This window comes from Cupriavidus sp. SK-4, from assembly GCF_000611125.1.
Classification (GTDB): Bacteria; Pseudomonadota; Gammaproteobacteria; order Burkholderiales; family Burkholderiaceae; genus Cupriavidus; species Cupriavidus necator.
In genome coordinates this window covers 1-14761 of the sequence record NZ_JFJW01000171.1, presented here as the reverse complement: position 1 = coordinate 14761, position 14761 = coordinate 1, and the positions used below count along the sequence as shown (strand labels likewise).

Sequence of the window (14761 nt, the reverse complement as noted above, 5' to 3'; positions counted from 1 at the left end):
CCGGCCGATTTCAAGACTAACCAAACGAGGGCTAGGGATTCCGCGACTGGTGACCGTGATATCCCAACACCTTTCCTCTCATGAGACCACACCCGCATGCCCGTCAAAGCTAGTCTGCTCTCCGAACTGCTGTTGCAAAAACGCGCCTGGACCCCTGGGGCGGGCACTGGCGACTGCATGCATCGGGAGCTCTATGAATTCATCAAGCGGGAGATTCTTGAAGGAAGCCTGTCGGGCGGCAGCCGGCTTCCACCGTCCCGTCTATTGGGGCAGGAACTAGGCGTCTCTCGAAATACGGTCCTCAACGCCTACGATCAGTTACTGGCGGAAGGCTACGTCACCGCCACCGTGGGACGCGGGACTTTCGTGGCGCATGTCCCGCTTCGAACCGCCCACCCTGCACCTGATCCCGCGGGCCGTATTCATGGGCAACTCACAACTCAATCCCCGAGCCTGTCTGCGCGAGGCACCCAGTTGCTGGCACACCGGGGGGCCTCAAACCGGCAATGGGGCGCCTTTGTCGCGGGTGTTCCCGATGTTTCGCTCTTCCCTCGCCAGATCTGGTTGCGACTACTGAACCGGCACTGGCGTCGCCCCGGCGCGGAGACGCTCAGCTACAACACGGTCGGCGGCCATCCAGCGCTGCGGCGTGCGCTTGCTGAGCACCTTCATCTTTCACGTTCCGTGCAATGCGATCCAGAGCAGATCGTGATTACCTCGGGTATTCACCAGGCCATCGATGTCGTCGCTCGTCTACTGGGCGACCCGGGAGACCGCGCTTGGGTGGAAGACCCCGGGTACTGGGGAACGCGCAGTGTGCTCACCAGCAATGGCATTGAGGTTGTGCCGGTCGCCGTCGATGCCGACGGCATGGCACCCAGCGACGCGCACCTCAACGGTCAGGCGCCGCGCTTTGTCTTTACCACCCCCTCCCATCAGTATCCTCTGGGAATGGCGATGAGCGTGTCGCGCCGGTTGATGCTGATTGACTATGCACAGCGTGCGGGTTGCTGGATCATTGAGGACGATTACGACAGCGAGTTTCGCTTCGAGGGCCGTCCGCTGGCATCGCTACAAGGACTGGACAACAATGAGCGGGTCATCTACATGGGCACGTTCTCGAAAACTCTGTTTCCGGGCATGCGAACGGGCTACATGGTGCTGCCGAGATCTATCGCGAAGTGTGCCATGCATGCATTGGCGGAGCTGTACCGCGAAGGACAGCTCGTCCAGCAAGCGGCACTGGCTGATTTCATGACGGAGGGCCACTATGCGGCGCACATCCGCCGCGTGCGGCATGTTTACGCCAAGCGCCATGGACTGCTGCGCCAGTCCATCGCTGCGCATCTTGGGCCCGACTGGCCGGTCGCCGCACAGGATGCCGGTCTCCATCTGGTCTTGCTGCTCCCCGACGACATGGACGACGTAGAGATCAGCCATCAGGTTCAAGCCCGGGACGTTGCCGCGAGACCGCTGTCGCATTACTATCAGAGTCAGAATGCGCACAACTTCCGCAAGGGGTTGCTCCTGGGCTATGCCTGCGTTCCCGACAATGCCATCGACCAGGGGGTGCAAGTCATCGCTCGCGCCATCCGCGAAGCACAGGTGCCGCGCTGCACTACTGCCGGGCACACCCAGTATCACTATCCCTTCCGGAGCGAAAGGTCGCCACAGGAGTCTTGGCCGTCGCCGTCGCCCCTGTGAGTCTTCGCCTCACTTAGCTCAGTGCAAGCGGCCGTTTGTTCGGACTCAGCAATGGTCGCGAACATCGAATCGTTGCTCGCCAGCTAGCCCGCGATAAAGTCAAGACTGAACTTTCGGATCGTGGAGCTCCACCACCATCTCGATTTCCACGCAAGCACCTAGCGGCAATTGTGCCACGCCAAACGCGCTCCGCGCGTGACGACCGACCTCTCCGAACACCTCGCGCAGCAGCTCCGAAGCGCCATTGGTCACCACGTGCTGCTCCGTATAGTCCGTCGAGGAGTTCACCAAGCTCATGACCTTGACGATCCTCTTCACGCGGCACAGATCTCCGAGGAATCCATGCAAAGTAGCTACCAAGTCCACGGCAGCTGCCCGCGCCGCCGCTTTGCCTTCCTCTGTGCCGATGCCGGCCCCAAGCTTTCCTTGCCACGATGCGCCGCTCCTGCGCGCGATATGGCCAGAAACAAACACCAGGTTGCCGCTTTGGACCGCCATCTCGAACGCGGCGCCCGGCACCAGTATCGGATCGAGCTCTATGCCCATTGCTGCGAGTTTTTCGTAGGGTGTGAGCATTTCGATTGTCTGAGTGGTCATAGGGTAGTGTTCCTTTCAATCTGGCCAGGCGAAGGCCTTCTCGTCGGCACGCCTGGCATTCATTTGTAAGCTTCGAGTTCGGGGATCAGTTCACCCCGCAACGCCTTGAGATGCTTGTAGACGGTTGCCCGTCCCATTCCGAGCAGGTTCGCCACATAGTTTGCTGCGCTCTTTCCCTTGAAGGCCCCCTCGATGTAGAGCGCTTCGACAAGTTCGCGCTTGTGGTCTCGGCTCAACGAATTGATCGCAAGCTGGCGCTCTTGCAGCCATCGGTGCAGAAACACGTTGATACGCTCCTGCCAGTCATCCTTGAACAGGTCGAGAGGATGCGAAGGCGCTACTCCGACACCACGTACGAAGAGTTCCAGTACATTACCGATTTCCTCGAATACCGCGATATTAAAGTTCACGCACATGACCCCGGCCATCGCCCCCTTGTCGTCCTCCAGCGTGACGCTCACCGAGCGCATCCGACGCCCATCCCAATTGACCTTCTCGTAGGGGCCATAGAGCCTCTTGGCCGGGTCGATATCGAGTTCATCGATCGCCGAATCGTCCCCCACTTCCCGCCGCGAAAGATTGTTGGCGATGTAGACCACCTTCTTGCTGGCAGTATCGTGGATGACGACCTCAGCATAGGGGAAAAAGAGCAAGGCCAAGCCATCCGAGATCGGCGCATATCGCTTGACTAACACATCTGCATTCCCGGTCTTCCGTTTCCGATTCATTGTCGTTCCTTTTTGCCAACACTGACTTCGCCAACAAGATACCGCAATCGCGGTCGACGAATTGCCATGGCAGCCTGAAACGCCTATTTGAGGTTGCTCGACAGAAACTGCCTGAGTCGGTCCGACTGGGGATTGGCAAACAGCTTCTCGCCGGACCCGGACTCTTCGACCTTGCCACGGTGCAGGAACATGACTTGCGATGAGACCGAGCGCGCAAAGCCCATTTCGTGGGTAACCACCACCATCGTGCGACCCTCGGCGGCCAGTTGCTGCATTACCTTCAGCACTTCGCCGACCAGTTCCGGGTCGAGCGCCGACGTCGGCTCATCGAAGAGCAGGACGTCCGGCCGCATGGCCAGCGCCCGGGCAATGGCAACGCGCTGTTGCTGGCCGCCGGACAGGTGGGCGGGATACGCCTGGCGTGTACGGGCGTTCAGGCCAACCTTGTCCAGACAATGCGCCGCCCACTCCTCCGCTTCTTTTCGCGCTACACCCAACACATGGCGCGGAGCTTCCATCACGTTCTGCAGCACTGTCATGTGCGACCACAGGTTGAAGTGCTGAAAGACCATGGCGAGCCGGGTACGAATCCGCCGCAGCTGCCTAGCATCGCTGACGTGCATCTTGCCGTCCTTGCCGCGATGCATGCGAATCGATTCGCCGCTTACAGCGATGTCGCCGGCATCGGGCTGCTCGAGAAAGTTCAGGCAGCGCAGAAACGTGCTCTTGCCCGAGCCGCTGGATCCGATGATCGAGATCACATCGCCTGACGCGGCAGACAGTGACACGCCGGATAGTACCTCGTGGTCGCCATATCGCTTGTGGATGCCAGTAGCGGCAAGCGCCGGCATTACAGCGGTGGACCGAACCGGAACAGGTTCCGGCGAAGCCATCTTCAGTGCTTGTGTCGACATCATTTCTTCTCCGTCGGCCGCAGAAATGCGAGCCATTTGTACTCTGCCTTTTTGAACAGGTGGACCACCGCCAGTGAGATCACCAAGTACAGTGCCGCGGCTAGGCCAAACGCTTCGAACGAGCGATAGGTGGCGGCATTGACATCGCGCGCCACCTTGAGTAGGTCGGGTACCGTGGCAACAAAGGCAACGCTGGTAGCATGCAGCATCAGAATCACTTCGTTGCCATAGTTTGGTAACGCCCTGCGCAGCGCCGAAGGCAGGATCACCCGCAGATAGAGTTTCCAGCGCGACATGCCGTATGCACGCGCGGCCTCGACCTCGCCGTAGGCAGTGCTCGCGATGGCGCCGGCAAAGATCTCCGTCGTGTACGCGCAGGTATTCAACGCAAATGCGAGGATTGTGCAGTTGAATCCATTGCGGAAGAATTGGTTCAATACGTCGATATCTCGCACCGTGGCCAGCCCGTATACGCCCGAATAGATCAGCAACAACTGCACGTAAAGCGGAGTGCCGCGGAAGAGATAGGTATAAAGGCGTACCGGCGTTGCCAGCCAGCGGTTTGACGATGCTCTCGCCACGGCCAGCGGCACTGCTGCCATGAAGCCAATGGCCAGCGACAGCACCAACAGCCACAGGGTCATTGCCAGGCCGGTCATCTTGCCGCCGTCGGTATAGAGATATACCTTCCAGTATTCGAATAACATGTCCATCAGAGTCTTGCCTCCCTGACACCGAGTGAGTAGCGCTTGCCCAGCCAGATCAACACCAAATTAGAAGCCGAGGTCAAGGCCAAGTAGATCACTGCCGCGACCAGGATGAAGTGGAACATGCTGAAGGTGCTCTTGCCTGCGTCTTGCGCGACCTTCACCAAGTCCGTCAGGCCAATCAGTGACACCAGTGCGGTCGCCTTCACTAGGACCTGCCAATTGTTGGCAATGCCCGGCAACGCAAAGCGCATCATCTGAGGAAATAGAATCCGCCGAAACACCTGGAATCCCGTCATGCCTACTGAAACCCCCGCCTCGAGTTGGCCGGCTGGCACGGAGAGGAACGCACCGCGGAACGTCTCGGTAAAGTACGCGCCATAGATGAAGCCAATGGTCAGTACGCCGGCTACAAACGGATCGATGTCGATTTGGCCGATCCCGGCGTAGTCGGTCAAATGATTTAGCCACATCTGGATGCTATAGAACAGCAACAACATCAGCACCAGATCCGGCACACCGCGTATCAGCGTGGTGTAGAGCGCGGCGACCCGATTCAGGCCCTTGCGTCTAGCCACCTTGGCGCTTGCGCCTAGCAGGCCGATGAGAACCGCCAGTAGTAGGGACAGGAAAGCAAGCTTGACGGTCTGCCAGGTCCCTTCGGCAATGACCGCACCATATCCATGAAGCATTTGTAGTCTCCCTAGTTATGCCATCGGGCGCTCACCCGAAGCGGGCCGGACGGTACGGCGTGGGATCCGTGAACGGCTTCTCGCCGGTCATCATCTCCGCCAGCAGCCGGCCAGTAACCGGGCCGAGCGTCAGCCCGTGATGGTTATGGCCGAACGCGAACCACAGCCCGAGGTGGCGCGACGCCGGGCCAATCACCGGGCGCATGTCCGGCGTACAGGGTCGATTTCCCATCCAAGGTTCATCGTCCAGCCGCCTGCCCAGTCCAAAGATGGGCTTCGCCTGGCGCTCTGCCCGGTCAAGCTGGATCGTAGTCGGCGGACGCGATGGGCTCGTCACTTCAACGCCCGTTGTAAGCCGCAGTCCCCGCTGCATGGGCGCCACCACGTAGCCGACTTCAGCATCGGCGATTGGATACCGTTGCGGATGGCGGGTCTCGGCCTGGTAATGCATGTGATACCCGCGCTTGGGGCGCAATGGGATCCGGTAGCCAAGCGGCACGATCAGCTCCGTGGACCAGGGTCCCTGCGCCACCACCACCTCAGCGGCTAACATGTCGCCACCGGCCTGCAAACGGACTTGCCAACCTTCCGCGCGCTTGCTAAGCGCCTGTACGGTGTCGCGTTCGATACGGCCGCCCATAGATTCGAACAGGCGAGCATAGCCCTGCGTCAGCCGGCCTGGGTCGGTCACACTGCGCGGGTCGATCCAATGAATTCCGCCGATGAAGCCCGGGCCAAGGCCCGGCTCGGTCGCCTCCAGTCCGCGCTGGTCCAATGCCGCCATCGCCAGCCCGTGCGCATCCCCAAGTGCCCTGCACACTTGAAGGCGACGCTCGAGCGCAGCCTCGGTCCGGTACGCCTCAATCCAGCCGCCAGGTTTCACCAGTCCCCCGAGGCCTCCCAGCTCGATCAGTTTGTCGTGCTCCGTGACACTATTGGCAATAAGGGGCAGCATATCGGCGCTTGCGCGTGCCAGCCTCGCCGGCGCAGATTCGCGCCAGTATCTGAACAGCCACGGCGCAAACGACGGCAAGGATCTCGTGTCGTAGCGCATGGCTGTCTGCCGGTTGGTCGCGTAACGCACGATGGTGAGCAGGTCACGCGGGAAAGCATAGGGTACGACCGAGGCTCGCTCGATCAGCCCCGCGTTCCCATGGCTCGTTTCTTCGCCGGGCAGACGGCGGTCGATTACGACCACGCGCCGCCCGCGCTGTGCGAGGTGAATGCCGACACTCACACCTACAATCCCGGCTCCGATTACAACGACATCTGCGTCCACGCTGCCCCCTCCAATCCGCTTCTTTTGCCACCGACAAACGACAAGGCTTACCGTCAATCTTTGACAATGATGTCTCGCTTGAAGTACTTCTGCGAAAGCGTCGACAGCGTACCGTCCTGCTTCAGTGCAACGATTGCGCCCTGCAGCTTCTCGCGCAACGCGCTGTCGCCCTTACGGATGCCAAGGCCGGTACCGATCCCAAGCGTCGAGGGATCAACCAGCGGCTCGCCGGCGAACTCGAAGTCGCGCCCTTCGGGCTTGCTCAGTAACCCGTCCAGTGCCGTCTGCGATTCTTGAACCGCGCCGTCGATGCGCCCGGCAATCAGGTCCGCAAAGACCTGCGCCTGGTCCTGGTAGGAAACGATTTCAGTACCTGTCTTCGACCAATGTTTCTGCAAGTAGGCCTCCTGCGTCGTTCCACGCATCACGCCCACCGTCTTGCCCTTCATCCCGGCTGGCGTGGGCTGCAGTTTTGTCGACTTGCGCGCTACCAACTGAATCGGCACCACGTAGATCGGCGCAGTGAAGTCAATGACCTGCTTACGCTTCTCGGTAATGTTCATCGCCGAGTTGACCACGTCGAACTTGCGCGCCTGCAGCGCGGGAATCAGCCCGTCGAAGTCGTTCTCCACCCAGACGCATTTCGCATTGAGCTTCTTGCAAATGGCGTTACCAACATCGATGTCGAAGCCCTGCAATTCGCCGGAAGGGGCTTTGCTTTCGAATGGCGGATACGTCGGGTTCAGGCCCATGCGCAACACCTGAGCCGATTGTGCGCCCGCTGTGCCGGCGAATCCCAAAGCAGCCAGAAGGCTCGCCAGCAGTTTCGTATTCCAGTTCATCGCGTCTCCTTTGATTGTTTCGCTGGCGGCTTCCGCCAAACCAGCATGACGATTCGTGGAAACGAAATATAGACAACTAATCTATTCTGGACAATCGGGTATACGATAGAGCAACTCGCCAATCGGGCGCAAATGCAGCACAGACGCGGCGCGCGAGCATTGGTCTGGTACCTGCACGTGGAATTGGCTCTTATCAGCGCCACGCCCAATGACTACCATGGACGCGGAACGACCTGTATTCGCGAAGAGGAACGGCATTGAGCACCGGCATGGACGCACCGCACGGGGGATCGCCCTGGCACCGAATTGCCGGTGCCGCGTCGATTCATGTGTTCCTGCCCGGGGATCCGGCATACCTGCCGGCGGACGTGGCCCTGCTGCGGCAGATTCTGGAATTGGCAGGTACCGAGCATGAGGCGCTGCGTGTCTCAACTCTGACGCCTCAGGCCGCGACGCTAGCCCCGCCGGATGTACTGATCCTATGGCAACAAGAGCCGGACTGGCTTGCGGCGCCGCAACTCGAGTCACTGGTCGAGCGCGCCACGTATGTCATCGCCGTTGGCGCGGCGGTGTTATGGATGATCCACACTGGGCGCGCCAAGGGCATCCGCGTCGCGCCGCACTGGATGCAGGCAGCCCAACTCGTGGCCGAATCCGACAGTATTCTCTCGCCAGCCATCATTGAGCACGCGGGTCGATGGACCACCTGCTGCGGTGGTGCGGCGGTCATCGACCTAGCTTTGATTTTCCTGCGCGACGTACTGGGAACGCGTGCCGCTGCCGACCTCCAAGCTCGCCTCTGCGTCGGGCAAGTGCGTGCGCCCGCCGACCTGCAACGCCCCGCCGATCCAGTGTCCGCGGGGCACCCGCCGGCCTTGGTCGAAGCTATCGCGCTGATGGAGGCAAACCTCGAGGAGCCGCTGCAGGCTGACGAGATCGCACGATTAGCCGGCGTTTCTCGGCGGCAGTTGGAACGGATTTTTCGGCAGTGTCTCGGCACGGCACCGTCGCGACATTACATGGAACTTCGCCTAGCCCATGCACAGCGGTTGATTCGCGATTCCCGCCACTCGCTGCTGCAAATCGCACTGATGTGCGGCTTCTCCTCCGGCCCGCATTTTTCCACGGCGTACCGTACGGTGTATGGCACGACGCCACGTGAGGAGCGGCAGCGCATCTTGGCTGGCGGCGCGCCCTGAAGGCTAAAGCACGACGTCAACTGCTTTACGCAACGACGCAACGACGCAAAATCTCGTCGCAATCCTGAACGGCAACCGCACAATTTATCCGTAGAGTGACATCCGGATAGTTGATGGAGCTTCCCCGCCATGTGGATTGCACGCCCCGCCGCCGATGACGATGTGCCAAGCCTGATGGCGCTTGCGGAAATGGCGCCCCCGCATGTCCATACACTCCCCCGTACGCACGACGCCATTGAAGAAGCCATCGCGCACACGCGTGAGGCCCTGGCCCGACTGGTTGATGCCCCTGCAGACGAGCACTACCAACTCGTACTGGAAGACGACACCGGTGCCATCGTCGGGACGGCGGCCATTGCCGCCACGGCAGGATCCGCAGGCGCCTACTTCTCTTATCGCAACGATGTCGTACACCACGTCTCTCGCGACCTGCGAATCGCCAACAATGTCCATGTACTGACACTGAATTCAGACCTGACGGCGCATTCCCAACTGTCCGGTCTGCAGGTTTCGTCCGGGCATGCCGCTGCCGCAACGCTCTTGTCGCGGGCGCGGCTGATGCTGGCGGCGGCCGACCGCCGACGCTTCGCCGACAGCTTCTTCGCCTGCCTGCCGGGGCAGACCTTCTCCGACCATACATCGCCCTTCTGGAACGCAATCGGTCGCAAGTTCTTCAACATGGATTACCTGTCTGCCGAGCGCGCGGTGCGTGGCGCCCGCAATGGGACTCTGATTGTGGAGCTGATGCCGCACTACCCAGTCTACGTACCACTTCTGCCCGAAGCCGCTTGTGAAGTCATAGGCCAGCTCCATCCGGCAGCGAGCACCGCCTTCGACATCCTCGCGGGGGAAGGCTTCGAGGTGGATCGCTACGTCGACATCTTCGATGGAGGCCCGGTGCTCGAAGCTCACGCATCGCGCCTGCGCACCCTGTCGACGACCCGCACGCTGACCGTCGCGGAAGCCGTCGATAGCCATCCGGGCGAAACCTGTCTGATTGCAACGGCCACCGCGACCCAGGCCTTCCGCTGTGCGATGGCACCGGCTACGGTTGAACTCGATCGGGGCCGAATCCTTCTTTCCGCCGCGACGCAGGACGCGCTCCACGTCGGCACCGGCGATGCCGTCATCGTTGCATCGGCCTGATGCGTCAGGGGAAACAAACATGCTAGTACTGCGTGCGATCCGTTTTGCTGACCTGCCCGCCCTCCTCTCCCTCGCCGGCCGTGTCGGGCCAGGAATGACGACACTGAAGGCCGACCCTGACGCGCTCGCGAGGCGCATCGTAACGGCCGAGGCCTCCTTTGCCGGCACGATTGCCCCCACCGAGCGCGACTATGTGTTCGTACTCGAGAACACCCGCAACGGCGACATCGGCGGCGTCAGTGCGATCAAGGCCGCGGTCGGCCTCGACGAAGCGTTCTACAGTTTCCGCCTTGGCCAGCTCGTCCATTCGAGCCGGGAGATCGGCGTGTACTCGAACAAGAAGACACTTTTCCTGTCGAACGACCTCACTGGCTGCGCCGAACTGCGCACGCTCTTTCTCGACCCTTCGCACCGGCAGGGACACAACGGCAAGCTGCTGTCCAAAGGTCGCTTGATGTTTGCCGCCAGCTTTGTCGATCTGCTACCGGACGTCCTCTGTGCGGAACTACGTGGCTACCTGCGCCCGGATGGCACCTCGCCATTCTGGGAAAGCCTAGGCCAGCATTTCTTCAAGATGGATTTCTCTGTCGCCGACGACCATAGCGGCGGCGGGGCGAAGTCATTTATTGCCGAACTGATGCCACGCTTTCCTATCTATGCGGACTTCCTGACCGAGGAAGCACAAACGGTCATCGGGCGTGTCCATGCATCCACAGAGCCCGCCCGCCGCATGCTCGAGCAAGAAGGGATGGCCTATGAAGGGCTGGTCGACATCTTCGATGCCGGCCCGGTTGTACAGGGCCACATCCGGCACCTACGAATTACCAAGGAAAGCACATTAGCAATTGCGTACCCGGTGCCGGATGGGACGCGCGCGCTGCACGCCGGGGCTCCGCAGCTAGTCTGCAATACGCGTCTGGCGGACTTCCGCGCTATCGTCACCGATGCTGCACCTGCATTTGGGAGGCTATCGCTCACGCACGAGGAATGCGCCGCCCTAGCCGTCGATGCAGGCAATCCGGTGCGCGTCGCCACGCTCAAACCAGGAAACATCGCTCATGGCCAGCCTACTTGACACTTGCACTTCATCGACCTGTGAGGCCCGAGAATTCAACTTCGACGGACTGGTCGGCCCTAGTCATCACCATGCCGGGCTAGCGAGCGGCAATGTCGCCTCCATGCGCCATCGTGGCACGGTATCGAACCCACGCCTGGCGGCGCTGCAGGGGCTGGAAAAAATGCTCGCACTTCATCGTCGCGGCGTTCCCCAAGCTATCCTGCCCCCACTGTCGCGCCCGAACCTGCGCCTGCTGCGCCAACTGGGCTTTCGCGGGAATGATGCCGCGGTACTCGCCGAAGCCGCACACGCGGACCAGCGACTGCTTTCCGCGGCGTATTCCGCTTCCTCAATGTGGGTGGCGAACGCGGCGACGGTCAGCCCTGCAGCTGATTCGGCCGACGGCAAAATGCATTTCACCCCGGCCAACCTGAGCGCCAAACTGCATCGATCCATCGAACACCCCGATACTACCCGACTGCTTCGCGCAATCTTCGCTGATCCGGCGCGTTTCGTCGTGCACGATGCGGTCCCGGGAGCCACGTCGCTCGGCGATGAAGGCGCGGCCAACCACACGCGGCTAACGGCGGGTCACGGCCTGCCCGGCGTGCAGTTGTTCGTCTACGGGGGAGAAACCTTTGGCGCAGAACCCAGTGCTCGTCAGCGCTTTGACCCTCGCCAATATGATGAGGCCAGTCGCGCCGTTGCGCGCCTGCATTGCCTCGATTCGTCTCGTGTGCTCTTCGGCAAGCAGTCCGCCGCGGCGATCGACGCCGGCGTGTTCCACAACGATGTGATTGCCGTTGGCAACCTCGACACCCTTTTCTACCATGAGGCCGCCTTCGAGGACGAGTCTGGCCTGATTGGCGCGCTCAGACGGAGTTGCGAGGCCGTCGGCTTCACTCTGCGAGCCATCCGGGTCGATTCCCGGGAAGTTTCGCTCGACGACGCCGTCTCCACGTACCTGTTCAACAGCCAACTGCTGCGCGATGCGCAGGGTCGCACACTGATTGTCGTGCCACAGGAGTGCCTTGAGCTGCCTGCGAGCCGGCACTACCTCGAGGCGATCTCTACCCCCGGCGGCGCGGTCGACGAGGTGCTGTCGTTCGACTTGCGTGAAAGCATGCGCAATGGCGGTGGCCCGGCTTGTCTGCGGCTTCGAGTCGTGCTCGATGACGGCCAGGCGGCAGCCATTCGTGCCAACGTCTTCTTCAGCGAGGAACTTCACGCGCGCCTCACAGACTGGGTCTGCCGTCACTACCGCGACCGCTTGCTGCCGCAGGACCTCGCGGATCCAGCTCTGCTTGACGAGATTCGGCGCGCGCTACAGGAACTGGAGACGATCCTCGCGCTTCCGGGCTTTTACGCCGAATCCTGACATCCGACGCATCGATCTACGGTGCGGCAATTCGAAAACATCTGCAACACATTGACATGGAAAACAACGCATGGGTGGAGGTGGACCTCGGCAAGTTTGAGGCCAACGTCCGGGGCATACAGACGCGTATCGGCGATAGAGCCGAGATGTGTGCCGTGATGAAGGCGGATGCCTGCGGGCACGGAATCGCGCTGCTGGTGCCTACGCTGGTTGCTCTTGGCGTGTCGTCAATCGGCATCGCGAGCAATGACGAGGCGCGGCAGGTCCGCCAAGCTGGCTTCACGGGCCGTCTACTGCGCGTACGCGCCGCCACGCTGGCTGAAATTGAAGACGGACTGCCATATGGTCTGGAAGAAATTGTCGGCAACCTCGACTACGCCCGGCACATCGACGCCCTTGTGCACCGCTACCGGCGCGTGGCCCGAGTGCACCTGGAACTGAACTCCGGCGGCATGAGCCGCAATGGCTTCGACCTCGACTCGCAACCGGAGCGCGGGAAGTGCCTGGCCGCCGCCGCATTGCCACACCTACGGGTAGTCGGCATCATGACCCATTTCCCCGTACAGGAGGTTAGCGACGTCGAACGCGGCCTCGCCCGTTTCCGGGATGAATCCGCATGGCTGATTGCCAGCGCCAGCATGGTGCGCAGTCAGATCCAGCTACACTGCGCCAACTCTTTTACCACGCTGGAAGTGCGGGCTGCCCACCTGGACATGGTACGCACAGGTGCCATACTGTTTGGCTGCCTGCCAGCCTATCCGGACTTCCAGCCAATCGCCAGCCTTAAGTCGCGCGTGGCGTCGGTGAATGCCTATGCCGCTGGCAACACCGTAGCCTACGACCGCACCCTGTGTCTGTCGCGCGATTCTCGGCTTGCCAATATCCCCGTCGGATATGCCGATGGCTATAGGCGCGCGTTATCGAACCGCGGCCAAGCACTGATTCGCGGCAGGGTCTACCCTGTGGTGGGGCGTGTGACTATGAACACGCTGATGGTCGACGTCACCGAAAGCCCCGACATCCTGCCCGGCGACGAGGTGGTGCTATTCGGAACACAGGGCGGCTCGCGCATCGACGTGGCCAGCATCGAAGCCGCAGCCGGCACGATCTATCCGGATCTTTGCGTTGGCTGGGGAAACTCTGTCACGCGAGTCGCCGTTCCGGCCAATCACTAGCAGCTTGCGACGCAAGGCCAGCTCCTAACCAACAATCTGCACACCATGCAAAGTATTCACATTCCCACCGACAGAGTTCCCACCGAGCAGGCTATCGGCCAGCCCGCTTGCCCCGCCGAAGCAGGCAGGGAGACAGACGTCGCCGGTATCACGAGATTCTTGCAGGTCGTCGACGAGGATCCACTCGAACACATCGCGGTGCTCGGCTACAACTGACGACAGCGTGGTGCATAGCAAGAATTCGATGATCTCGGCCTCAGCATAGGCGAGCACGCAATGACTGATGCGCGTCAGCTGTCGCGCCACTTTACGGGCGAGGCCTCCGAGGACCGCGGACCCTCCGCTGGACAATGCGTCCATGCCGGGCGAGCCATGATGCCTGCTCTCTCGCTGGCTGGCCGACGTCATCGGGCAATACACGCCAGTTCTGGTGGATTGGCACCTATAAGGAGAAGGAAATGGCACTTGAACTGCTCGTACTGACGCTAGACGACACGGTGTCGTGGCATGACGACCAGAACGAGGATCAATTTAACGGCGCTCGCCCTACCACGGGCGCCATCGACGATCGGCACGCGGTTTCGGCCGCGAAGGCTTTGGCTGACGCCTTCAGGCAATATCGCCACGAGGCGCATCTGGCAAGAGGCGAGTTGGCTCGTGCGCATGCCAAGTCCCTCATGTCCGCCTTTGAGAAGAGCTTCATTGCTGCGTGCGAAGAAGGCAATTTCCATATCCAGCGACAGGCGCTCGCGTGGATGGAAGATGCCGAGCGTACCGGCGGACGCCTCGCGCTCGCCTCGATGCTTTCATCCCGAATGGTATGCGCCATTATGGAAAGGGCGCTGGGACGGGATTGGTCCGAACGATTCTCTGTTGTAGCCACTGCCGATGCCATGTCCGCCCACCAGGCGGAGGGCGAGCAGTATGGCCTGATTCTGCGCACAACCGCCATACCGGCACACCAAGCCTTGCTCGTTACAGCGTCAGCGCACTGTGAAAAGATTGCTCGCGGTATCGGCATACATGCCGTACGGGTCAATGCGCAGGTGCCTGTAGCCGCGCCATCCCAAAACAACGAGATGTATCCTGGCTAACGGATGACGCGGCGACGCAAGCCCGTAGCAAGGACACGGTCGAACCCGTGGTTGGTTAAGTTCCCGACTCTCGCGAAAGGTCATGAATGTGACTCTTCACGTCGGCGACAGCGCTGCCGGGATGTAAATCGCCAGCCAAAATCGCATGCCATGGAAGCGCAGGAGTGCCGTAGATGGACGGTATAGCGAATTAATATAGGACGCGTCAGATTCGCCATTCGTCCCGCTGGGAGAACGACCATGAATTTC

At 61.1% G+C, this 14761-nt stretch carries 15 protein-coding genes; 7 read left to right on the top strand and 8 right to left on the bottom strand.

The window, feature by feature from the left end:
• Nucleotides 1–96 precede the first annotated feature (96 nt).
• The gene (locus CF68_RS32320; protein ID WP_013958617.1) at nt 97–1704 is read left to right on the top strand and encodes a PLP-dependent aminotransferase family protein; all 1608 of its coding nucleotides are present in this window, start codon (nt 97–99) and stop codon (nt 1702–1704) included.
• A 99-nt stretch (nt 1705–1803) separates the two neighbouring features.
• Here CF68_RS32320 and CF68_RS32315 read toward each other — a convergent pair whose 3' ends face one another.
• The 7 genes from CF68_RS32315 to CF68_RS32285 form a co-directional block, all read right to left on the bottom strand.
• The gene (locus CF68_RS32315) at nt 1804–2280 is read right to left on the bottom strand and encodes a RidA family protein (RefSeq protein WP_035827148.1); all 477 of its coding nucleotides are present in this window, start codon (nt 2278–2280) and stop codon (nt 1804–1806) included.
• Nucleotides 2281–2360: 80 nt separating this feature from the next.
• Nucleotides 2361–3029 carry a transcriptional regulator gene (locus CF68_RS32310; protein WP_035827100.1) on the bottom strand — a complete coding sequence of 223 codons (669 nt, stop codon included), beginning with the start codon at nt 3027–3029 and terminating at the stop codon, nt 2361–2363.
• An 83-nt stretch (nt 3030–3112) separates the two neighbouring features.
• Nucleotides 3113–3922 (bottom strand): ABC transporter ATP-binding protein, encoded by an 810-nt coding sequence (locus CF68_RS32305; protein WP_369798933.1) that lies wholly within the window; start codon nt 3920–3922, stop codon nt 3113–3115.
• A 20-nt stretch (nt 3923–3942) separates the two neighbouring features.
• Nucleotides 3943–4656, bottom strand: a complete 714-nt coding sequence (locus CF68_RS32300) for an ABC transporter permease (protein WP_369798931.1) — start codon at nt 4654–4656, stop codon at nt 3943–3945.
• Nucleotides 4656–5342, bottom strand: a complete 687-nt coding sequence (locus CF68_RS32295; protein ID WP_013958612.1) for an ABC transporter permease — start codon at nt 5340–5342, stop codon at nt 4656–4658. Before CF68_RS32295 ends, CF68_RS32300 begins: the two co-directional genes overlap by 1 nt.
• Before the next feature lie 31 nt (nt 5343–5373).
• Entirely contained in the window at nt 5374–6621 is a 1248-nt protein-coding gene (locus CF68_RS32290) for an FAD-binding oxidoreductase (RefSeq protein ID WP_035827092.1), read from the bottom strand.
• Between the two features lie 53 nt (nt 6622–6674).
• Nucleotides 6675–7463 (bottom strand): ABC transporter substrate-binding protein, encoded by a 789-nt coding sequence (locus tag CF68_RS32285; RefSeq protein ID WP_013958610.1) that lies wholly within the window; start codon nt 7461–7463, stop codon nt 6675–6677.
• Nucleotides 7464–7720: 257 nt separating this feature from the next.
• Here CF68_RS32285 and CF68_RS32280 point away from each other — a divergent pair, with 257 nt between their 5' ends.
• The 5 genes from CF68_RS32280 to alr all read left to right on the top strand — a co-directional run bounded on the left by CF68_RS32280 (nt 7721) and on the right by alr (nt 13418).
• Nucleotides 7721–8662: a GlxA family transcriptional regulator gene (locus tag CF68_RS32280; protein ID WP_235205962.1), complete on the top strand. Its 942-nt coding sequence runs from the start codon at nt 7721–7723 to the stop codon at nt 8660–8662.
• A gap of 129 nt (nt 8663–8791) precedes the next feature.
• Nucleotides 8792–9808: an arginine N-succinyltransferase gene (locus CF68_RS32275; protein ID WP_084187573.1), complete on the top strand. Its 1017-nt coding sequence runs from the start codon at nt 8792–8794 to the stop codon at nt 9806–9808.
• Between the two features lie 19 nt (nt 9809–9827).
• Entirely contained in the window at nt 9828–10883 is a 1056-nt protein-coding gene (astA, locus tag CF68_RS32270; RefSeq protein WP_035827090.1) for an arginine N-succinyltransferase, read from the top strand.
• Nucleotides 10867–12243 (top strand): N-succinylarginine dihydrolase, encoded by a 1377-nt coding sequence (gene astB, locus CF68_RS32265; protein ID WP_051591788.1) that lies wholly within the window; start codon nt 10867–10869, stop codon nt 12241–12243. The genes astA and astB overlap by 17 nt, the downstream gene beginning before the upstream one ends.
• A 56-nt stretch (nt 12244–12299) precedes the next feature.
• Nucleotides 12300–13418 (top strand): alanine racemase, encoded by a 1119-nt coding sequence (gene alr / locus CF68_RS32260; protein WP_035827088.1) that lies wholly within the window; start codon nt 12300–12302, stop codon nt 13416–13418.
• Between the two features lie 24 nt (nt 13419–13442).
• Here alr and CF68_RS32255 read toward each other — a convergent pair whose 3' ends face one another.
• Nucleotides 13443–13778 carry a hypothetical protein gene (locus CF68_RS32255; RefSeq protein WP_035827085.1) on the bottom strand — a complete coding sequence of 112 codons (336 nt, stop codon included), beginning with the start codon at nt 13776–13778 and terminating at the stop codon, nt 13443–13445.
• Between the two features lie 98 nt (nt 13779–13876).
• Between CF68_RS32255 and CF68_RS32250 the strand changes: the two genes are divergently transcribed.
• Nucleotides 13877–14512: a hypothetical protein gene (locus CF68_RS32250; RefSeq protein ID WP_035827083.1), complete on the top strand. Its 636-nt coding sequence runs from the start codon at nt 13877–13879 to the stop codon at nt 14510–14512.
• The last annotated feature ends 249 nt before the right edge of the window (nt 14513–14761 follow it).